This is a genomic window from Phycicoccus sp. 3266, from assembly GCF_031456495.1.
In the GTDB taxonomy this organism is placed as follows: domain Bacteria; phylum Actinomycetota; class Actinomycetes; order Actinomycetales; family Dermatophilaceae; genus Pedococcus.
In genome coordinates this window covers 18,898-38,641 of record NZ_JAVDUW010000004.1, presented here as the reverse complement: position 1 = coordinate 38,641, position 19,744 = coordinate 18,898, and the positions used below count along the sequence as shown (strand labels likewise).

Annotated in this window: 17 protein-coding genes and 1 riboswitch; of the genes, 5 read left to right on the top strand and 12 right to left on the bottom strand. The window is 73.8% G+C overall.

Annotation, left to right across the window (positions count from 1 at the left end):
* Positions 1-94: 94 nt before the first annotated feature.
* Positions 95-207, bottom strand: a riboswitch (SAM riboswitch).
* A 227-nt stretch (positions 208-434) separates the two neighbouring features.
* The 6 genes from J2X64_RS18490 to J2X64_RS18465 form a co-directional block, all read right to left on the bottom strand.
* Positions 435-2,201 carry an L-lactate permease gene (locus J2X64_RS18490; RefSeq protein WP_310157694.1) on the bottom strand — a complete coding sequence of 589 codons (1,767 nt, stop codon included), beginning with the start codon at positions 2,199-2,201 and terminating at the stop codon, positions 435-437.
* A 65-nt stretch (positions 2,202-2,266) separates the two neighbouring features.
* Complete coding sequence (locus tag J2X64_RS18485) at positions 2,267-3,706, bottom strand: heterodisulfide reductase-related iron-sulfur binding cluster (RefSeq protein ID WP_310157692.1); 1,440 nt, start codon at positions 3,704-3,706, stop codon at positions 2,267-2,269.
* Entirely contained in the window at positions 3,706-4,965 is a 1,260-nt protein-coding gene (locus J2X64_RS18480) for an FAD-binding oxidoreductase (protein WP_310157691.1), read from the bottom strand. The genes J2X64_RS18485 and J2X64_RS18480 overlap by 1 nt, the downstream gene beginning before the upstream one ends.
* A gap of 28 nt (positions 4,966-4,993) precedes the next feature.
* Positions 4,994-6,451 (bottom strand): FAD-linked oxidase C-terminal domain-containing protein, encoded by a 1,458-nt coding sequence (locus tag J2X64_RS18475; RefSeq protein WP_310157690.1) that lies wholly within the window; start codon positions 6,449-6,451, stop codon positions 4,994-4,996.
* Between the two features lie 78 nt (positions 6,452-6,529).
* Positions 6,530-7,795 (bottom strand): hypothetical protein, encoded by a 1,266-nt coding sequence (locus J2X64_RS18470; protein WP_310157689.1) that lies wholly within the window; start codon positions 7,793-7,795, stop codon positions 6,530-6,532.
* On the bottom strand, positions 7,792-8,100 hold the full coding sequence (locus tag J2X64_RS18465) for a hypothetical protein (RefSeq protein WP_310157686.1): 309 nt from the start codon (positions 8,098-8,100) through the stop codon (positions 7,792-7,794). The genes J2X64_RS18470 and J2X64_RS18465 overlap by 4 nt, the downstream gene beginning before the upstream one ends.
* Positions 8,101-8,218: 118 nt before the next feature.
* Between J2X64_RS18465 and J2X64_RS18460 the strand changes: the two genes are divergently transcribed.
* The gene (locus J2X64_RS18460; protein ID WP_310157685.1) at positions 8,219-8,665 is read left to right on the top strand and encodes a nitroreductase family deazaflavin-dependent oxidoreductase; all 447 of its coding nucleotides are present in this window, start codon (positions 8,219-8,221) and stop codon (positions 8,663-8,665) included.
* Between the two features lie 7 nt (positions 8,666-8,672).
* On the opposite strand, the gene J2X64_RS18455 is transcribed toward J2X64_RS18460, so the two are convergent.
* The 3 genes from J2X64_RS18455 to J2X64_RS18445 all read right to left on the bottom strand — a co-directional run bounded on the left by J2X64_RS18455 (position 8,673) and on the right by J2X64_RS18445 (position 11,233).
* Positions 8,673-9,164: a hypothetical protein gene (locus J2X64_RS18455; RefSeq protein WP_310157682.1), complete on the bottom strand. Its 492-nt coding sequence runs from the start codon at positions 9,162-9,164 to the stop codon at positions 8,673-8,675.
* Complete coding sequence (locus tag J2X64_RS18450) at positions 9,157-9,522, bottom strand: hypothetical protein (RefSeq protein WP_310157679.1); 366 nt, start codon at positions 9,520-9,522, stop codon at positions 9,157-9,159. Before J2X64_RS18450 ends, J2X64_RS18455 begins: the two co-directional genes overlap by 8 nt.
* A gap of 91 nt (positions 9,523-9,613) precedes the next feature.
* Positions 9,614-11,233 (bottom strand): sigma factor-like helix-turn-helix DNA-binding protein, encoded by a 1,620-nt coding sequence (locus J2X64_RS18445; protein WP_310157676.1) that lies wholly within the window; start codon positions 11,231-11,233, stop codon positions 9,614-9,616.
* A 510-nt stretch (positions 11,234-11,743) separates the two neighbouring features.
* On the opposite strand from J2X64_RS18445, the gene J2X64_RS18440 reads away from it, so the two are divergent.
* Together J2X64_RS18440 and J2X64_RS18435 are read left to right on the top strand one after the other, a co-directional pair.
* Positions 11,744-12,106: a hypothetical protein gene (locus tag J2X64_RS18440; protein WP_310157675.1), complete on the top strand. Its 363-nt coding sequence runs from the start codon at positions 11,744-11,746 to the stop codon at positions 12,104-12,106.
* Between the two features lie 225 nt (positions 12,107-12,331).
* Positions 12,332-15,022: a hypothetical protein gene (locus J2X64_RS18435; RefSeq protein ID WP_310157673.1), complete on the top strand. Its 2,691-nt coding sequence runs from the start codon at positions 12,332-12,334 to the stop codon at positions 15,020-15,022.
* A gap of 140 nt (positions 15,023-15,162) precedes the next feature.
* On the opposite strand, the gene J2X64_RS18430 is transcribed toward J2X64_RS18435, so the two are convergent.
* Positions 15,163-15,468: a hypothetical protein gene (locus J2X64_RS18430; protein WP_310157671.1), complete on the bottom strand. Its 306-nt coding sequence runs from the start codon at positions 15,466-15,468 to the stop codon at positions 15,163-15,165.
* A gap of 37 nt (positions 15,469-15,505) precedes the next feature.
* Positions 15,506-15,928: an HSP20 family small heat-shock protein gene (locus J2X64_RS18425; RefSeq protein ID WP_310157668.1), complete on the bottom strand. Its 423-nt coding sequence runs from the start codon at positions 15,926-15,928 to the stop codon at positions 15,506-15,508.
* 112 nt (positions 15,929-16,040) lie between these two features.
* Here J2X64_RS18425 and J2X64_RS18420 point away from each other — a divergent pair, with 112 nt between their 5' ends.
* Together J2X64_RS18420 and J2X64_RS18415 are read left to right on the top strand one after the other, a co-directional pair.
* Positions 16,041-16,391, top strand: a complete 351-nt coding sequence (locus J2X64_RS18420; RefSeq protein WP_310157665.1) for a MerR family transcriptional regulator — start codon at positions 16,041-16,043, stop codon at positions 16,389-16,391.
* Between the two features lie 151 nt (positions 16,392-16,542).
* Positions 16,543-18,834, top strand: coding sequence for an FG-GAP-like repeat-containing protein (locus J2X64_RS18415; protein ID WP_310157662.1), 2,292 nt, complete (start codon positions 16,543-16,545; stop codon positions 18,832-18,834).
* On the opposite strand, the gene J2X64_RS18410 is transcribed toward J2X64_RS18415, so the two are convergent.
* Positions 18,831-19,706 carry a LysR substrate-binding domain-containing protein gene (locus tag J2X64_RS18410; RefSeq protein ID WP_310157659.1) on the bottom strand — a complete coding sequence of 292 codons (876 nt, stop codon included), beginning with the start codon at positions 19,704-19,706 and terminating at the stop codon, positions 18,831-18,833. The two genes, J2X64_RS18415 and J2X64_RS18410, sit on opposite strands and share 4 nt — an antisense overlap.
* Positions 19,707-19,744 lie beyond the last annotated feature (38 nt).

Below are 19,744 nucleotides of genomic sequence, written 5' to 3'. Positions count from 1 at the left end.
TCGTGTGCCGCAGGGCGCGGCGTCGGCGTGGTCCGTCGCCGACGGTGGAGTGCTGGTCGCCACCGCCGGAGGCGGTGCGGGACACGTGGTGGGTCTCCCGCGCTTGCGCACGGCGGGAGCCGTGCGCCCGGTCCTCACCCGGGGCACCCCACCGCGGAGGAGGGTTGCCGGCCAGCGAGCCGGGGCTTCGCGCTGGCACTCATGACCTGTCCGCAGGGTACGCCGCAGCCTCCACGGGCCGGGACACCCGTCTCTCATCGCGGACGCCGTGCACCGGAGAGGGACACCCACCGCCCCGTGCGCACGACCCCGCAACACGCGCACAGCCCCCACCACACGCGGACGGCCCCGACCGCACGCGGACGGCCCCGACCGCACGCGGACGGCCCCGACCGCACAGGCGGTCGGGGCCGTCGTCGGGCCGGGATCCCGCGCTACGGGATCATCCAGTTGAGCACCGCGGTGGACTGCAGGAAGACCAGCACGCACATGAACGCCACGAACGCGACGCTCCAGCCGATGACCCGCCGGAAGATGTCGCCCTCGCGACCCGACATCCCCACGGCCGCCGCGGCGATCGCGAGGTTCTGCGGGGAGATCATCTTGCCGAGCACACCGCCGGAGGAGTTCGCGGCTGCCATGAGGGCCGGGTGCAGTCCGGCGTCCTTGGCGGCCGTCACCTGCAGGGCGCCGAACAGCGAGTTCGACGAGGTGTCCGACCCCGTGACCGCGACGCCGAGCCAGCCGAGGATCGGCGACAGGAGGGCGAACGCCCCACCCGCACCCGCCATCCAGGTGCCGAGGCTGGAGGTCTGGCCGGACGCGTTCATGACGTACGCCAGGCCCAGCACCGCCATGACGGTGACGATCGCGGCAGCGAGCTGCTTGAGCGTCGTCCCGTAGGCACGCAGCGCCCTCGCCGGGGAGATCCCCAGCACCGGGATCGAGATGATGCCGGAGATGAGCATGAGCGTGCCTGCTGCGGCGAGCCAGTTCAGCTTGAACTGCGGGATCTTCGAGGCCTTGCCCGAGGCGCTCTGCAGACCGTCGAGCCCCGGCCAGTTGAACACCTTGGTGGGGGCGTCGAGGGCGTCCTTGATGCCGGGCAGCTGGGCCAGCACGAACACGATGATGATGATGAGGTACGGCGCGTAGGCCTTGAACACGTCGGAGCCGCGGTCGTGCGCAGCCTCGTCGCGCGCCCTCATGGTGGCGAGGTCCTCGGCGCCCGCGTCACTCTCCGTGTGCACCGGGCGGCGACGACCGGTGTGCCCCTCGCGGTGCTGGTCCCCGGCCTCGGCGGTCATCGCACCGGTGGCCGAGGTCCGCGAGCCGCGAGCACCGGCGGCCACGACCTCCTCCTCGACACCGGACTCCACGTAGGCCTGCTTCGGCTGCCAGACGCGCAGCAGCAGGACGACGGCCAGCGCGCTCACGAGCGAGGCGACGATGTCCGTGAGCGGGGTCGAGATGTAGTTCGAGGTGACGAACTGCGCGATGGCGAAGGTGATCCCGCAGGTGAGCGTCGCGGGCAGGGTCGCCCGGACCCCGCGGCCGCGGTCGATGATGAAGACCAGGGCCATCGGCACGAAGACGCCGAGCAGCGGGGTCTGGCGACCGACGATCTGCGACAGCGTGTGCTCGGGCTGCTGGCTGACGGTCGCCAGGGTGGTGATCGGCACCGCCAGCGCGCCGAACGCGACCGGCGCGGTGTTCGCGACCAGGGCCACGACCGCGGCCTTGAGCGGCCGGAAGCCCAGCGCGATCAGCATGACGCTCGTGATGGCGACGGGCGTGCCGAAGCCGGCGAGCGCCTCGAGCAGGGCGCCGAACGAGAAGGCGATGATGACGGCCTGGATCCGCTGGTCGTCGCTGATGCTCGCGAACGAGCGGCGGAGCACGTCGAAGTGCCCCGTCGCGACGGTCATGTTGTAGACCCAGATCGCGTTGATGACGATCCACATGATCGGGAAGAAGCCGAACGCCGCACCCTCGATGCCGGAGGAGACGGCCATGCCGACGGGCATCGAGTAGGCCCAGATCGCGATCACGATCGAGACGAGCAGCGCGGCGATGCCGGCCTTCCACGCGGCGAGCCGCAGGCCGCCGAGCAGGATGAAGATGGTGAGCAGGGGCAGCATGGCCACGAGGGCCGTGAGGAACAGGGAACCACCTACGGCGTCGAGTACCGGACGGAACATGCGTTCACCTCGGGGTGTGAGGGGGGATGTGGTTGGAAGGTCGTCGTTTCCGTGAACCCGTCGGTCTAGGGCTGCGTCGACCTCCCTCGTGTCACGCCGAGGTCCTCGGGTGACAGTCCTCGGATCGAGGCGTCGAGCACCTCGACGGTGTGTGCCATCGCCATCGCGGCCCCGGCCCGCTCCAGCGACGTCCGGACCTGCATGAGGCAGCCCGGGTTGGCGGTGACGAGCAGCTCGGCGCCCGTCGCGACGACGTTGGTCGCCTTGCGGTCACCCAGCTCGCGGGCGGCCTCGGGCTTCAGGAGGTTGTAGATGCCCGCGCTGCCGCAGCACAGGGACGCCTCGTTGACCTCGCGCAGCTCGAGGCCGGGTATGCCGCGCAGCAGCTCCCGCGGCTGGGCCCGGACTCCCTGCGCGTGGCCCAGGTGGCAGGCGTCGTGGTACGCCACGGACACCTCCAGCGGGTGCCGCGGCGCCACCGGGCCGACCTCGGCGAGGATCTCGCTGACGTCGCGCACCCGGTCGGCGAAGGCGCGCGCACGGTCGGCCCACGCCGGGTCGTCGGCGAGCAGGTCGGCATACTCCTTCATCGCCGAGCCGCAGCCCGCCGAGTTCACGACCACGTGCTCGACCCCGGCGCGCTCGAACTCCTCGACGAGGCGGCGGGCGAAGCCGGCGGCCTCCTCCTCGCGGCCGTTGTGCGCGGACAGCGCGCCGCAGCAGCCCTGCCCGGGCGGCGCGACGACGTCGAACCCCTCGGCGGCCAGCACCCGCGCGGTGGCGGCGTTGACCCCGGGGAAGAACTCGCGCTGCACGCAGCCGAGCAGCATGCCCACGGTCCCCCGCCTCGTGCCGCGCGCCGGTGTCAGGGCCGGCACGTCCTCGCGCCGGCCCAGGGACGGGGCGAGCGACTCCATCGCGGCGAGCTGGGGCGAGATCCGTTGCAGCACACCGGACCTGCGCAGCAGCCGGGACAGCCCCGACCGCTGGTGCAGCCGCAGGGGTCCGCGCAGGGCGCGCAGGCGGCGCGGGTAGGGGAACAGGGCGAACACCGCCTCGCGCAGCGCGCGGTCGGACGGCGTGCGCGTGGTGTTGCGCTCGACCTGGGCCCGGGTGTCGGTGATGAGCTTGTCGTACTGCACCCCGGAGGGGCAGGCGGTCACGCAGGCCATGCAGCCGAGGCAGGCGTCGAAGTGGCCGACCACCTCGGGCGTCAGCGGCTCGCCCCCGACCACCTGCTGCATGAGGTGGATGCGGCCGCGGGGCGAGTCCATCTCCTCGCCCCACAGGACGTACGTCGGGCACGTCGGCAGGCAGAAGCCGCAGTGCACGCAGTCGGAGAGCAGCTCCTGCGAGGGCGGCCGGTGGTCGTCGAAGTGGGGCCCGTCCAGGGCGACCGCGCGCGGGCGCCCCGTCCCGTGCTCCGCGGTCCGGTCGACCACGCCGTCGGCCGGTCCTGCCGCGCCGGCGGGACCGTGCCCGGTCGTCGGGTCCGTGCTGGTCATCAGATGCCTCCCACGAAGCGCCCGGGCGACAGCAGCCGGCCGGGGTCGAAGCGGTCCTTGACGGCGCGCATCAGCGCCAGCGCCTGCACGGGACCCCAGAGGTCCACCCGGGCGCGGACGTCGTCGGGGGCGTCGAGCACGACGACCTGGCCGTCGAAGCCGGCCGAGGCGACCCGCAGGCGCTGCACGAGTGCCGCGACCGCGTCGGCATCGCCCTCGACCGCCACGTGCTCGACACCCACGGCCGGCGAGCCCCGCAGGTGCGCCGCCCGGACGCCGGAGCCGGCGGCGGCCTCGGACAGGGCCCGCAGCAGGGGCGTGACCCCGGTGAGGACGTGGGTGACGCGCAGCAGCGTGCACCCCGCGCGGTCGGTGGCGACGTCGCCGCCCCACCACGCAGGCGGCTGCTCCCCCACCTGCACGTCGACGCCACCCGACGCGGCGAGCAGGTCGGCGACCCGCTGGGCCGACTCCGCCGCACCGTCGGGGTGACCTTCGACGAGGACGGCCAGGGAGCCCGCGCCCGGCGCGGGGACGTCCAGCTCGACGGCGGACGGGACGAGCTGGCTGTGCGCGACAGCGAGCGCGGCGGAGCCGGCGGCGGCCGCGTCGGCCACCGAGGCATTCACCCAGCGGCGACCCTGCGGCACCGGGTGCAGGCGCAGGGCCACCTGCGTGATCAGCCCGAGGGTGCCGAAGGAGCCGGTGAGCAGCTTCGCGAGGTCGTAGCCGGCGACGTTCTTGACCACCTTGCCGCCGCTGTGGGCCACGACGCCGTCGGCGCGGACCAGGGTCATGCCGATCACGAGGTCACGGACCGCGCCGTGGTGCAGGCGCAGGGGGCCGCTCGCCGCGGTGGCGACGGCTCCGCCGAGCGTGCCACCGGTCGGGGGGTCGATCCCCAGCCGCTGGCCGGCGCCGCCCACGTCCTCCTGCACCTGCGCCAGCGAGCGGCCGGCGCCGGCGATGTAGACGAGGTCGCCGGCGGCGTGCTCCACGAGTGCGTCGAGGCGGCTGGTGTCGACCACGAGGTCGAGGCGCTCGGGGCGTCCGCCCCAGCGCAGCTTGGTTCCCGAGCCGCGGGCCGTGACCGCCAGCCCCTCGCGGGCCGCGACCCGCATCAGCGCGGCCGCCTCCTCCGTGCTCGCGGGGGACGCCACCCAGCGGGGGCGGGCGCCCAGCAGGGCGTCGGCGTCGCCCGCCGGCTCCACCCGCCCGTCGCAGGCGCGCAGCAGGTCGTCGGACACCTGGGTGGTCACGAGTCGCCCCTCCGGAGTGGCCCCGCCATCAGAAGACCTCCGCCACGCCGGCCTCGGCGAGCGGGTGCGCGCCCTGGTGTCGTCCGGGCCGCTCACCGCAGAGACGCGGCGTGGGGAACACCTTGCCGGGGTTGGAGATCGAGTCCGGGTCGAACGCACAGCGGACGAGCTGCATCGTGTCGAGGTCGTCGTCGGTGAACATCCGCGGCATGAACTTGGCCTTGTCGGCACCGACGCCGTGCTCACCGGTGATCGAGCCGCCGTGCTCGATGCACAGGTCGAGGATCGCGCCGGAGACCTCCTCGGCCCGCTCCGCCTCCCCCTCTCGGCCGTCGTCGAAGAGCACCAGCGGGTGCAGGTTGCCGTCGCCGGCGTGGAAGACGTTGGCCACGCGGACACCGCTGCGCTCGGAGAGCTCGGCGATGCTGCGCAGCACCTCGGGCAGGGAGGTCCGCGGGATCACGCCGTCCTGGACGATGTAGTCGGGGCTGATCCGCCCCACCGCCGCGAACGCCGACTTGCGCCCCTTCCAGAAGAGCGCGCGCTCGGTGTCGTCCCTGGCGATCCGGATCTCGAAGGCTCCCGCGTCGCGGCAGTGGCGCTCGACCTCGGCGAACACGTGCCGGACGTCGGAGGCCGGCCCGTCGATCTCGACGATGAGCACCGCCCCCGCCCCCGCCGGGTAGTCGCAGTGGACCGCGGCCTCGGCCGCCTCGATGGCGAGCGCGTCCATCATCTCGATCGCGGCAGGGATGACGCCCGCGCCGATGATCGCCGACACGGCCTCGCCGGCCGCGTCGGTCGAGGTGAAGGCCGCCAGCAGGGTGGACACGTCCTCGGGGTTCCGTGTCAGCCGCACGGTGACCCGCGTGGCGATGCCGAGGGTGCCCTCGGACCCGACGAGGGCGCCGAGCAGGTCGTAGCCCGTGGGGTCCGGGGCCTTGCCTCCGACCTCGACGACGTCTCCGCCGGCCGTGACGAGCTCGAGCCCGGTGACGTGGTTGGTCGTGAAGCCGTACTTGAGGCAGTGCGCCCCACCGGAGTTCTCGGCGACGTTGCCCCCGATGGAGCAGACCTGCTGGCTCGAGGGGTCGGGCGCGTAGTAGTACCCGAGCGGGCGCGTCAGGTCGCTCAGCTGGAGGTTGATGACCCCGGGCTCGACCACGGCCCGCTGGTTGTCGTGGTCGACCTCGAGCACGTCGCGCATGCGGCTCATCACGATGAGGACGCCGTCGGCGTGGGGCAGCGCACCACCGGAGAGGCCCGTGCCCGAGCCCCGGGCGACGAACGGCACGCCGGCGCGGGCGCACTCGGTGACCGTGGCGGCGACGTCCGCCGTGCTGGCGGCGAGCACGACTATGGCGGGGACCACCCGGTAGTGGGCCAGGCCGTCACACTCGTAGGTGCGCAGCTCCTGCCGGTCGGTGAGGACGGCGTCCGCGCCGACGAGGGCGCGAAGCCGCCCGGCCAGGACCTCGGTGTCCATCGAACGCACCGCCTTGTTTTCCACATCGCGGAAGTTGGCTTTTGCTGAATGGAGCGTATTTCCGGACATCCCGGTCAGTCAACGGTGCCGCGCCACATCCTGCACGCCGGCGCGTGGTGGATTCCCCGAGGTCAGGCGCCTGCCGGCCGCCTCGATTGCCCGGTCGGAGGCCTGCGCCGCCCGGGCGTCGCGCGCCGAGGACACCTGGTCCAGCGCAGACCCGCCTGCCTCGACGCCCCAGGCCGTCACGAGCAGCCGGGGCGACGTGCCCGTGGTACCGGTGACGGCGCGCCAGTCGTCGAGCCACCGGGTCTGCACCGCGGTCCGGGCGCGCAGCTCCGCCTGCTCGGCAGCCCAGCGACCCCACGTCCCTGGGCGCCGCGACGGCGCGGTCCACCGGACCGTCCGGGCGACGGGGGTGGGGGCCTTGCCATAGGCGCGGGCGCTGGGCGCACCCATGGCCGCGGCGAGACGCTGGCGGGCTCCCATCCGCAGGGCCCGGCGCTCGACCCGGGTCGAGGCCGCGGCCTGGGCGGCGGCGTTGGTCGCCCGGGCACCGGTCTTCAGCCCTTCCGCGACCGGGCCTGCCGCCGCGGCGGCTGCGCCCAGCGCCAGGGACGACCAGGAGCCGTCGCCCCAGACCGCGAGCAGCGCCGCGCCGGCCGCGAGCCCGGCCGCGCCCGCGACGGCGGCGACGGGCTCCGCCACGGCCCGGACCGGAGGAACCGGGAGCAGCGCCGCCGGCCCCGCGACCGACTCCACGGAGCCGGCGACGTCGCGGGTGGTCGTCACCACGTCGTACCAGCCGCTGTCGGACAGGCCGTCGTCGCGCAGGGACGCCAGCACCGACGCGCACCGCCGGTCTGCGATCCGGTACTCCGCCCGGGCGTCGGACGCCCTCCGCTCGGCGGCCTGCACCCGCTCCCCCGCCTCCACCATCCGGGCCCGCAGCCGCGGCGCCGTGCTCCTGACGGCGGGGTCGTCGCTCGACTCCGCGAGCGCCATGGCGTCCCCGGCGGCGAGGAACTCGGGCCATGCCTGCTCGTGCACCCGCTGGGCACCTGCCACGGTCTCCTGCGCCCGCGCGAGCGCGTCGGCGAGGGCGACCAGGGCCCGGGCGGCCACGGCATACCGGCGGGAGAGCCGGTCGACGACGCCGGCCACGCCGGCGCACCGCCGCGCGAACGCCTCGCCGGCCGCGCTGTCCCAGGACGTAAGGGAGGGGTCCGCCAGGCCGCGCAGGCTCCCCCCGAGCGAGCCCAGCCAGTCGCCCTCCCCGGCGAGGGTGCCCGCGAGTGCACGGACCGTCGCAGGGTCCCCGCCGACCGGCGCGGGCGCCCTCACCAGGCGCTCCCCCAGCCCTCGCCGCCCACCGTGAGGTCCGCGCCGACGCCGGCCTCGACCTCGGCATACGCGGACCCCGCCGTGCGGACCGCCGCCGCGAGCGACCCGCACGAGCGCCCGAGCAGCTGTCGCTGGTGCTCGAAGTCGCCGAGGACCTCCGCCAGCGCCGCCGCACTGTCGCCCGGGCCGAGAGCCCAGGCGTCGGTGCCCGCACGCTGGGCGCACCACGCCAGTTCGTCGGCGATGCCCGCCAGCGCGCCGGCGAGCGCGGTGAGCGCCTCGGGGGTGACGGAGATCCTCGGCATGCCCTCGAGGCTAGGACGCGCAGGAGGCGGGTCGACGGTTGTCCACAGACCCTGCGCCGCCCGCGCCCGGCCCGCCTCGGCGTGCAACAAATCGGCCGCCCGTGGTGTTGTGGGACACATGACGACGATCACGGGTGAGTACGTCCCCAGCCCCACGAAGTGGGTCCGCGAGCAGGTCGAGACGATCGAGAGCACGGGCACGACCCGCTCGGTCTCCATCATGGACCGGCCGGTCGTGATGCTGACGATGCTCGGGGTGTCCGGCAAGGTGCGCAAGGTCCCGCTGATGCGGGTCGAGCACGAGGGCCTGTATGCCGCGGTGGCGAGCAAGGGCGGCGCCCCCGAGCACCCCGCGTGGTACGCGAACGCCCGCAAGAACCCGGTGCTCGACCTCCAGGACGACGACCGCACGTGGACCGTCCGGGCGCGCGAGCTCGAGGGCGAGGAGCGCGAGCAGTGGTGGGAGCGCTGCGTCGAGGCCTACCCGCCCTACGCGGAGTACCAGACCAAGACCGACCGCCTGATCCCGGTGTTCGTGCTCGAGCCGGTCGAGGACGCCTCCTGAGGAGGACCTAGCGCGTGGGTGCAGCCCCGGGGCCGTCCGCCTCGGGGCTGCCCTGTGCCGTGCCGACGTCGGCGGCCGGTCCCGTGGCGGTGCGACGCAGCCACAGCAGGCCGAGCACCGGCAGCACCAGCGGGACGAACCCGTACCCCGAGCCGAAGTGCGACCACACCGTCTTGTCGGGGAAGGCGCTGCGCGCGAGGTAGGAGGCGAGCCCGACCACGAGCACGCCGACCAGCTCGACGCTGATCGCGGCGAGCGCCACACGGCGGGACGTCCGGTCGCCGCGTGCGAGGGCGACCGTGGCGACGATGTAGATGACGGCCGCGACGGCCGACAGGACGTAGGCGAGCGGGGCGCGCGAGAAGTACTCGGTGATCTGCAGGACCGAGCGGCCGGTCGCGGCGAGCGCCAGCAGGCCGTAGACCGAGACCAGGATGATCCCGGGGCCCGAGCGGGTCGACCGCGGTGCGCCGGGCTGCTGCGACGTCGACTCAGCCACCGAGACCCCAGATCTGCTGCAGGCGCGCCGTCATCACGGCCACCCCGAACGCGCCGACGGCGACGACCACCATCGCCCAGCGCGTCTTCTCCTTGAGCGCGGTGAACAGTGCCACCGGCGGGACGAACGGCAGCGTCACGGCATACGCCGCGAAGGTCGCGCGCTCGGCTCCCCCGCCGGTCACGCGCCCCACGTGGACGAGCGCGACGACGAGCTGCACGACCAGGCCGACCTCGAGGACGGCGCCCGCCAGGAGCATCCGGTCGTCGAGCAGCCGGCCCCTCGCGGCATACCAGCCGGACAGCGCCAGCAGGACGAGCGCCACCACGAAGACGGCGACGGTCAGCGGGAAGAGCACGGCGCGAAGCCTACGGCAGCAGTGCTGGACGGACGTCCGGCGGCCCGCTCCCCTTCGGCCGCGTGCGGCGCGCGTGCGGCGTCCACGCGTCCTACCCCGCACGGCCAGGGGCGCCGCCCGACCCGCCGCCGGACCCGCCGCCCTTGCCCGTCCCGCTGGACGGGGCCGGCGACACGGGGGTCGACGGCGCCGTCACCGGGGCCTCCGAGGCGAAGCCCGACCCGTTGCCCGCCCCCTGCGTCGAGCCGTTGCCGGACGGTGTGGGCTGGGGCTTCGAGGGGGTCGACCCGCCGTTGCCGGGCGCCGTCGACTGGGGCGCGGGCGTCCTGGTCGTGCCCTTGCCGGGAGAGGTGGAGTGCGGGTTCGGCGTCCTCGTCGTGCCCTTGCCGGGCGAGGTGGAGTGCGGGTTCGGGGTGCTGGTCGCGCCCTTGCCGGGCGCCGTGGGGTGTGCGGTTGGGGTGGGACGGGGCCCGACCTGCGACGTCGGGTGGGTCGCGGCGGTCGCGCAGTACCCCTGCACGCGCTCGGCGCCGCCGGCCCGCGAGGCGAGGGCGCGGAAGGCCGTGGACCGGTCGCGCGGAGTTCCCGCAGCCTGGTCGGCCGACCACGCACGGCACAGTCCCGCGACGGCGGAGGCCGACGGCCCGGCACCAGGGGGGCGCGAGGTGCTCGAGGAGCCCCCCTGCGCGGAGGGACCGGACGGCCCGGCGGTCGGTGCCGGGGCACCGATGGCGTCGTGCATGGCCTGCTGGACCGGGGCCGGGAGGGCACCGACGTATGCCGCGGCGGTGAGCCCGCCGAGCGACATCACCGAGGCCGAGAGGGCGGCGACCGCAAGGGCTGCGCCGCGGGAGCGGCCGACCACGCGGACGGCGCCACCGGAGCGAGCCGTCGTTGCCGGCGAACGCAGAGCCGTGACGCGCGAGCCGCCCCGTGCGCTGTCTGCCGCGCTGGGCACGGCGACGGTCGCGATGACACGGGAGCCGTGGTGTCTCGCGCCCGAAGGACCTTCGGGCCGACCACCTCCGGCACGGCCCGAGCGGCCGGCTCCCCGTCGACCCGCCCGAGACCCGCCGGTGAAGGCACCGAGCACCACGCGCTCGTCGGCCAGCTCGGCGACGGACCCCGGCGCCGTGAGCGACCAGCGCAACAGGTCGTGGTCGACGCCGAGGCGATCCAGCCCACGCTGCGCGAGCCGGCCCACGGAGACCTCGTCGACGCCCGTGACACGGCTGGTGTCCCGGACCGACAGGCCGGCGCCGTACCGCAGGAGCAGCACCTCGCCCTGCCCCAGGGGCAGGCTGCGCAGCGCCGCGAGCGAGTCGGCGATGCCGCGGGTCCGGGGGTCGTCGACGGCGGCGCTGGTGAGCTCCTCCTCGACGTCGTCGGGCAGTGCGCCCCCGACGGGAAGACCCGTGCCGGGGACGACGGTCACCGACCCCCAGGCACGCCGCAGCGACCCCTCGTGGGCGCGGGCCCGGGCGCAGGTGAGCAGCCAGACGAGCCAGTCGCGCTCGTCGCCGGCGAAGTCCGCGAGGCCGCGCACCACCGTGATCCACGCCTCGCAGGCGCCGTCGTAGGGGTCGTCGTAGCCCACCACCCGCAGGTAGCGGACGAGCAGCGGGTTGGCGTCACGCCACAGCCGTGCGAACGCGCCCTCGTCCCCCGACTGTGCCGCACGCACCGTACGGCTGAAGTCGGTGTCGAGCACGGGTCCAGTATCGGGCCGGTGGCCCCTCCGGCGGCCTCAGCCGTTCGGGTCGAGTCGCGCTCCACCACGAGGCGGACGCGGCGACCCCGGGCCTGTGACATGGCACGTCGCGTGACGCCGGCCTGCCTGCCGCTCGGAGCGGCCCGCGTGGCGAGGCCCCGGGCTGATTCGCAAACCGCCCAGGGCCTCGTCGTCCGGGAGTGACGAGCTCTCGGCGTCCGGGAGGGCGTTGCGGCCCGCCACCCTCGTCGGGGGATCCTCCGCAGCTCTCGCTGCGGTACGGACCGGCTGTCCTTCCGGTTCGCCCTCGTTACCGGGGGCGCACTTCCTTTGTCCCGCAACGAAGGACGTCGCAGCAGGGACCTAGGTCCTGACTTCCGGGACGGGGTGGGCACCGAACTGCGCCCCTGCCGCGAACTCAGCCAACCGCACGAAAACGCATCATCCGAACGGTTGGGGACCCCGCCGATGGCGACCCTGCCGCAGCGCCCCGTCCTAGCGTCGCCACCCATGGACAGCCACCCGCGCACGCTGCCGACCCTGGTCCGCCTCTCCCAGCCCGCCGTGTGCGGCTGCGGCGAGGTCGTGGCGGGCGGCGAGCGCGTCGGGTACCTGTCCTCGGACGAGGGGATCCTCTGCCTCGCCTGCATGGCCGACGTGCAGGCCGGGCGCCTCGACCTCGCGGCGCGGGCCGGCGGCACCAACCGCACCGACCTCGTGGCCGCGCGGCGCCGGCTCACCGCCGGCGAGCACCGTTCCGTCGTGTCCACCCGGGCGGACGACCTCGTCCACCGGCTCGACGCGATCCGCGCCATCGGGAGCCTGCAGGGCCAGCCCGGACCGCGCGACGTGTACGCCCCCGACGCCGGCTGACGCACCCACGTCGGGCGAACCTCGCCGGCCGCCGAACGAGGTTCGTCCTGCTTGGGCACCCTTCGCGGTCCTCGACCCTGTTCGCAGTCCGTTGCCCCGTTCTGGGCCCGGGTGTACGTTCCGACAGTCCGGACAAAGTCGTCCGAATTCGCCTCGGGCGCACTGTCCTGACCACCCAGGCGACGCCGGCCGGCGCCGCTCCCCTTCTGGGTCGGAGGACGCCCGATGTCTCGATCACTCGTCGCAGCCGCCAGCGCGCTGGCGTTGGGAACGACCGTCCTGGCGGCGCAGCTGCCCGCCAGCGCAGCACCACCGGGATCCGCCCTCGGGATGACCCGGGCCGGAGCGCCGGCAGCAGTGGGCGGCGCCACGGCTGGAGCCACCTCGGCCGCCACGGCCGCCTCAGCCCCGGCGGCCGGCGACGAGCTGTCCGTCACCACGCGGCTCGCCGACCGGCGTGAGGTCTCCGCCGGCACCCGCGCCTACTCCATCGGCTTCGAGGACGGCCGGTTCTACGCCAACGGCTGGCACATCACCGGGGAGATGGGCGGGGTCTGGACCCCGCCGATGAAGATGGTCGACGGTGTCTGGTTCGGCCTCGACGACCAGTGGGTCGGCCCTGCCACGAAGTTCACCAGCGGCTGGGGCTACACCCGCTACGACCTGCCCGACACCGCGGGCCTGAAGGTCGCACGCACCGACTTCGTCCCCGACGGCGTCCGCGGCGCGCTCTTCGGGCTGACCGTCACCAACCCCGGCGCTGCCCGGACGGCCAAGCTGTCGGTCGACGCGCACTCCGAGCTCATGGGCCAGTACCCGTGGGGCTTCTCCGGCGTCACGCCGAACGCCAGCGACAACCTGCCCGACTCCGGCTCGTACGACGGGAAGAACCTCGTCTTCACCGACGACGGCGCCCTGCCCGGCGCGCCGACGCACCACTACGCCGCCCTCGTCGGCACCTCCGCGACCCCGACGTCCGGGGCGATCGGCAGCCAGTACTGGGGCGCCCAGCCCGGCCACCGCTGCACCGGCACCGAGCCCGGCGCCCCGGCCGACCCCAAGCCGTCCGCATGCGACGACGGCCCGTTCGGCAAGGGCACCGGCGGAGAGCTGACGTACTCCCTCGACCTGCCCGCGGGCGGCTCGAAGACCGTCTGGCTCGCGGTCGCCGGCTCCGACCAGGGACTCACCTCCGCCCGCGGCGAGCTGGCCAAGGCGCTGGCCGACCCCGAGGCGGCCCTGGCCGCCAAGAAGGCCGAGCGCCGGGCGCTGTCGCAGATGACGCAGCTGTCGCTGCCGGGTGACCCGCTCGTGCAGCAGGCCGTCGAGTGGGGCAAGCAGAACATGGCCGACCTGACCCAGACGGCGACCGACCTGCAGGTCCGCTGGACCAACCAGGGCAAGCAGTTCCCGCCACCCCTGGGCACCGTGGACAAGGCCACGTGGATCGGCGCCGGGTACCCGGACTACCCCTGGATCTTCGGCACCGACGCCGAGTACACGGCATTCGCGGCGGTCTCGGTGGGGCAGTTCGAGGCGATCAAGGGGCACCTGCGCGCGCTCCAGCAGATCTCCGACATCCTCAACAACCGCTCCGGTGTCGTCACCCACGAGGTGGTCTCCGACGGCTCGATCTGGTTCGGCCACGACTCGCGGACGCAGAACGCCGACGGCACCACGTCGTACGACTTCAACACCGACGAGACGGTGAAGTTCCCGAGCACCGTCGCCCTGCTGTGGCGCTGGACCGGCGACAACGCCTTCCGCGACGAGATGTACGACTTCTCGGTGCGCAACCTGCGCTACGTCACCTCCCAGCTCGACGCCGACCACGACGGCTGGCCCGAGGGCCTGGGCAACGTCGAGCGCGGCGGCATGGGCCAGGAGAAGCTCGACAACACCGTCTACTACATCCGTGGCCTGTACGACCTCGCCGACATGGCGAAGGCGAAGCACGACGGCCGCACCTTCTCCTGGGCGAACAACCTGGCGAGGAAGATCCGGGACCGGTTCGACGGGACGTGGTGGTACGCCGCGGCGTCGCAGTATGCCGACTCGCTCGTCGACCCGGGCAACGTCCAGTCCTTCCAGAAGCACTGGATCGGGCAGACGCCGATGGAGGCCGAGCTCCAGGTCGACGGCCGCACGCAGGCCGGCCTCGCGCCGTACGCCCACGGCGCCACGGCCCTCGCCGGCCGCGAGAACGACTGCTACAGCGGCACGCCGCCGTTCTCCACCGGCCTGTTCCACACCGGCTGCGGGGGCGGCGCCAACGGCCAGGGCGAGAAGGTCATCTTCGGCCTGACCACGTCGATCCAGTCGATCGGCGAGGGCAACTACGGCCGCCTCGGCGCCGGTCAGCAGCAGCGGTACACGCATGCGCTCGCCGACCCGATGTTCGCCGAGCCCGCGACCGGCGGCACGCCGGACGAGCAGCCGGGTGCCATGCCGGAGATCTTCCCGTCGCCGGACCAGGGCGCGAACATCGACCGCTGCTGGACCTGCCGCTCGATGTTCATGCAGGCGTGGGGCAACTACGGCACCGCGTGGGCGGTCGTGCACCAGTGGCTCGGCGTGCGGCCCGACCTCGGCACCGGCCGGCTGGTCGTCGTGCCGCAGGTGCCGCAGGGCCAGCCGTCGGTCGCCGGCGACCGCATCCGCCTCGGCGGTGGGTATGCCGACGTGGCGGCGTCCGTGAGCGGCTCGCGGTACACGACGACGATCGACGTCGAGCGGGCCGTGGGTGCGGACAAGGTCTGGATCGGCCACACCCTGCCGCGCGGCAGCCACGTGGCCACCGTGCTCCTCGACGGCCGGGTCGTCACCGACGCCACGACGCGGACGACCAACCGCGGGCTCGAGGTGACCGTCCCGACCAGGGCCGGCTCGCACACGCTGGTGGTCACGACGAGCTGACCTGGGGCGGCGCCGGCCGCGCAGCAGCACTGACCGAGCAGCAGCCCAGAGCGGCGCTGACCACCGCGCAGACGCTGACCACCGAGCAGCACAGAGGTCCCACCGGGCTCGAGCCCGGTGGGACCTCTCGCATCCGCCTGTCAGCCGGGCGGCGACCGCTCGCGCCCCGGGACGTGCCCGTGGGCCCCTGGGGCCGGCGGTCCCTGCACCGCCCAGCGGCGCCGGTGCCGCCCCGGCCTCGGACGGTCCTCGCGGTCGGGGGCACCGCGCCGTGGGGGCGTCTGCTGCTCCAGGTCGGCCGTCAGGGCCTCGAACTCCTCGTGGAGCCACTGCTCGTCCTCGAGCAGCAGGTCCACCCGGGCCCACGCGGCATCCGTCCCCACGCCGGGGTCCAGCTCCAGCGCGCCCCACGCCTGTGCGGTCGTCGCCACCCCGACCACGGTCATCGGCTCGACCACCTCCTTCCCAGCAGTCGGCCGCCGGTCAGGCGGAGATGGCGTGCGGGGTGCGGTGCCCTGCGTTGATCTCGATCTTGCGGGGCTTGGCCGCCTCGGCGATCGGCACGGTGAGCCGGAGCACGCCGTCGGAGTAGGACGCCTCGATGCGCTCGAGGTCGAGGGTGTCCCCCAGGAAGAGCTGACGGCTGAAGACGCCGCGCGGTCGCTCGGACGCGATGGACTCGTGCCCGTCGTCGAGCCTCGGGCGCTCGGCCCGGACGGTCAGGACGTTGCGCTCGACGTCGAGGTCGACCGACGACGGGTCGACGCCCGGCAGGTCGAACTCGACGACGAACCGGTCGCCCTCGCGCCAGGCGTCCATCGGCATCACGGTGGGACGTGCCACGGTCCCCAGGACCTGCTGCGCCAGCTGGTCCAGCTCGCGGAACTGGTCAGTCCGCATGAGCATCTCAACCACCTCCAGTGTCTGCTGTCGCTGCGCCGCCGACTGCTAGGATCTCAGTCGTGCGCTACAGATTTTCTAACCACGCGGCATACGGTCTGTCAAGGGCTCCGCGCGCATGACGGAGCAGGTCAGGACCGGCGCACCCGCCGGCGCCCGGCCGGTGTACTCCATCTCGGTGGCCGCCGAGCTGGCCGACCTCGCCGTGCCCACCCTGAGGCTCTACGAGCAGCACGGCCTGGTGACGCCGGCGCGCACCGGCGGCGGCACCCGGCGGTACAGCGCCGACGACGTCGAGCGCATCCGGCGGGTCTCCGGTCTGGTGGAGGACGGCGTCACGCTCGCGGCCGTGCAGATGGTGCTGGACCTGCAGGACTCCAACCGGGACCTGACCGACGCCAACCGCGAGCTACGGGACCGAAACGCAGCCCTCCGCAAGGACAACGCGCGTCTGCGCGCGGACGGCTAGCGCTCCGACACGCCGCGGAGTTGCCGCGACACGCCGTTCACGCCTCGTCCGAACGGCCATTCCGCCCGACGAAATGCGACACAGCGCCACTCCGGGTGCCACCCTTCACAGTCGTCACACCCGTCACCCCGTTCCCCCGACGACCCCCCGGATGACTCTCGTGCGCCTTCTCCGTGCCGCCCTCGCCGCTGTCGCGATCACCCCCGTGTTCGTGGCCCTGCCCACCGTCTCGTTCGCCGCCCCTGTGTCGCCCCACCCGGTGGCACCGAAGGTCCAGACCACCGGAGCGCGCGGGGTCGACCCGCTCGCCGCCGGCCGCCTCTGGGACCGCCGGGTCGTCCGACCCGGCCACGCGCTGAGCACGCTGACCGCGCCGGAGGCCCGTCCGCGGTTCACCGTGGCCGGCGTCTCGTGGTCGCGCTCGACGCCGCTGCGCAAGGCCGACATCACCATCTCGGTGCGCCTGCGCGAGGACGCGGGCTGGACCGGATGGGAGGACCTCGGCGTCAGCGACGACGGCCCCCAGGTCGGGACGGTCGAGTCGGTCGGCGCCCGTGTCGGGTCCAACCCGATCGTCACCGACGGCGCCACCGCGATCCAGGTGCGGGTCGACACCACCGACGGCCAGCCGCTGCCGGACCTGCGCGTCACCACCATCGACCCGGGCTCCTCGGCCGCCGACCAGCACCTCACGCCCAGCACCCCGGCCGCCTCGGCCTCGGCCGCCGCCATCGCCCCGACGATCATCACGCGCAAGCAGTGGGGTGCGGACGAGTCGCTGCGCGGCCCGGCGACCTACAACTCGACGGTCAAGGCGATCGTCATCCACCACACGGCCAGCTCGAACGACTACACCACTGCGACCGCCGCCGCCCAGATCCGCGGCATCTACGCGTACGACACCCGCGGCCTGGGCTGGTCCGACATCGCCTACAACTTCCTCGTCGACAAGTTCGGCCGGGTCTACGAGGGCCGTGCCGGGTCGATCACCACCGCCGTCCGGGGCGCGCACGCCATGGGCTTCAACACCGACACGATGGGCATCGCGGCGCTCGGCAACTACGAGACGGCGGCCGCCCCCGCGGTCATGGTCGACTCCATCGCCAAGGTCGCCGGCTGGAAGCTGTCGCAGTACGGCGTCGACCCGCAGGGCACGACGCGGCTCACCTCCGCCGGTGGCACGGGCACGAAGTACGCGGCCGGCGTCGTGGCGACCCTGCCGACGATCAACGCCCACCAGAACACGTCCTACACGCTGTGCCCCGGCAGGTACCTCTACCCGCAGATGGACACGATCCGCAGCAAGGCCGCCCTGTACGCGCGCTACTCCACGACCAGCGGCCCGGTGCCCGTGCCGACCGCGAAGCTGTGGTCGACGTACGGCTCGCTCACGCTCGGCACCGGCTCGACCGGGTATGCCGTGCGCGACCTGCAGCTCGAGCTCAACCGCCGCGGCTACTCCGTCGGCGCTGCCGATGGAGACTTCGGCCCTGCCACCGCGGGTGGCGTGACCAAGTTCCAGACGGCGGCGAAGCTGGTCGTCACCGGCAAGGTCGCGGGCAACGACTGGCGAGCCCTGTCCGGCCTGAGCTACACGCAGGTCGCGGCGCCCAAGCCGCCGGCTCCCACACCGACGCCCACCCCCGCACCCACGCCGACCAAGCCGGTCAGCGGTCTCAACGCGGACGGCAAGGGCGACGTCATCGGGCGCACGGCCGACGGCTACCTCTACTTCTATCCCGCCAGCTCGGGGGGATTCGGGACCCCGGTGCGCATCGGAGGTGGCTGGAACATCTACCGGCAGGTCGTCTCCCCCGGCGACCTCACCGGCGACCGCATCTCCGACGTCGTTGGCATCACCCCCACAGGTGACGTCTACCTGTACCGCGGCAACGGCAAGGGTGGTCTGGTCAGCGCCCGGACGCTCATCGCCCGGGGTTGGGCGGCGTACACGGACCTGGTGACCCCCGGCGACTGGACCGGTGACGGCAAGCCGGACCTCCTGGCACGCAAGACGAACGGCGAGCTCTGGCTCGTCGCCGGCAACGGGAGGGGCGGCTTCCTCGGGGGCTGGCGCAGGATCGGCACGGGGTGGCAGATGTACAGCCAGCTGATCACGCCCGGCGACGTGACCGGCGACGGCAGGGTGGACCTCCTCGGCCGCACCCCGGCGGGACGGCTCTACCTGTATCGCGGAACCGGGGTGACGACTGCGACGGCCACCGGGTACCAGCCGGGCGTCGCGATCTCGAGCGGCTGGCAGGCGTACAACACCGTGCTCTCGACGGGCGACCTGACCGGCGACGGCCGGGCGGACCTCGTCGCCCGCACTGCGGGCAACGTCGACTACGTGTACGCCGGCAGCGGCAAGGGAGGGTTCGCGCCCCGCAAGCTGATCAAGGCCCCATGGGGCGCCACCACCCGCATCGTCGGAGTCCGCTAACTCCCGGCCACGGGGGTCAGCGGGGCGCCGCTGGCCAGGATGGCGGAGGTGAGCGCCTTCGCCGCCTCGGCGGGCGCCTGCTTGCGGGTGAGCAGGACGAGGTCGAGCTGCGGCAGCTTCGGCAGGCCGAAGGAGGCAGGCAGCTCGACGAGGTCGGACGGCATGAGTGTGCGAGCGAGGACGGCGATGCCCAGGCCGGCACGCACGGCCGCGAGGACGCCGTTGACGCCACGGACCGTGCAGGTGATCCGGCTGCGGCGGTCGACCTTCTCCAGCGCCTGCACGCTGAGGGCCCGGCTGAGGCTCGGCGCCTGGTAGACGACGAGGGGCACCGGCTGGTCGGGGTCGATGCGGGTGCCGTCGATGCCGCACCAGACGAGCTGGTCGCGGCGGACGAGCTGCCCCCGGATCGCCGGATGCTGGCCGGGGCTGCGCTTGACGAACGCGACGTCGAGGTGGCCCGACTCGATCCTGCGGATGAGGCCGTCGTTCTGCAGCACCGTCAGCTCGAGGTCGATCCGCGGGTAGAGGTGCCGGAAGTCGCGCAGGATCCGCGGCAGCGGTGTGAGCGCCAGGTCGTCGGTGACGCCGAAGCGCAGCCGCCCCTGCAGGTGCGACCCGGTGAAGTAGCCGACGGCGCGGTCCTGCACGGCGAGGATCTCGCGGGCGAAGCCGGCCATCGCCTCGCCGTCGGAGGTGAGCGCGACGCTGCGGGTGTCACGGACCAGGAGCGGCCGGCCGGCAGCCTCCTCCAGCCGGCGCACGTGCTGGCTGACGGTGGGCTGGCTGAGGCCCAGCGACTCGGCGGCGCGCGTGAAGCTCAGCGACTGGACGACGGCGAGGAAGGTCCGCAGCAGCTCGGGGTCGTACACGGAGGCCCTCCCTGGACAGTCATCACGAAACGCAATGA

Bases quoted from the DNA above. Each gene is read 5' to 3' on its own strand.
- J2X64_RS18425 (WP_310157668.1), bottom strand. From the start codon at position 15,928: ATGCTCATGCGGACTGACCAGTTCCGCGAGCTGGACCAGCTGGCGCAG.
- J2X64_RS18430 (WP_310157671.1), bottom strand. From the start codon at position 15,468: ATGACCGTGGTCGGGGTGGCGACGACCGCACAGGCGTGGGGCGCGCTG.
- J2X64_RS18415 (WP_310157662.1), top strand. From the start codon at position 16,543: ATGACTCTCGTGCGCCTTCTCCGTGCCGCCCTCGCCGCTGTCGCGATC.
- J2X64_RS18490 (WP_310157694.1), bottom strand. From the start codon at position 2,201: ATGTTCCGTCCGGTACTCGACGCCGTAGGTGGTTCCCTGTTCCTCACG.
- J2X64_RS18475 (WP_310157690.1), bottom strand. From the start codon at position 6,451: ATGGACACCGAGGTCCTGGCCGGGCGGCTTCGCGCCCTCGTCGGCGCG.
- J2X64_RS18420 (WP_310157665.1), top strand. From the start codon at position 16,041: ATGACGGAGCAGGTCAGGACCGGCGCACCCGCCGGCGCCCGGCCGGTG.
- J2X64_RS18435 (WP_310157673.1), top strand. From the start codon at position 12,332: ATGTCTCGATCACTCGTCGCAGCCGCCAGCGCGCTGGCGTTGGGAACG.
- J2X64_RS18460 (WP_310157685.1), top strand. From the start codon at position 8,219: ATGACGACGATCACGGGTGAGTACGTCCCCAGCCCCACGAAGTGGGTC.
- J2X64_RS18485 (WP_310157692.1), bottom strand. From the start codon at position 3,706: ATGACCAGCACGGACCCGACGACCGGGCACGGTCCCGCCGGCGCGGCA.
- J2X64_RS18465 (WP_310157686.1), bottom strand. From the start codon at position 8,100: ATGCCGAGGATCTCCGTCACCCCCGAGGCGCTCACCGCGCTCGCCGGC.
- J2X64_RS18440 (WP_310157675.1), top strand. From the start codon at position 11,744: ATGGACAGCCACCCGCGCACGCTGCCGACCCTGGTCCGCCTCTCCCAG.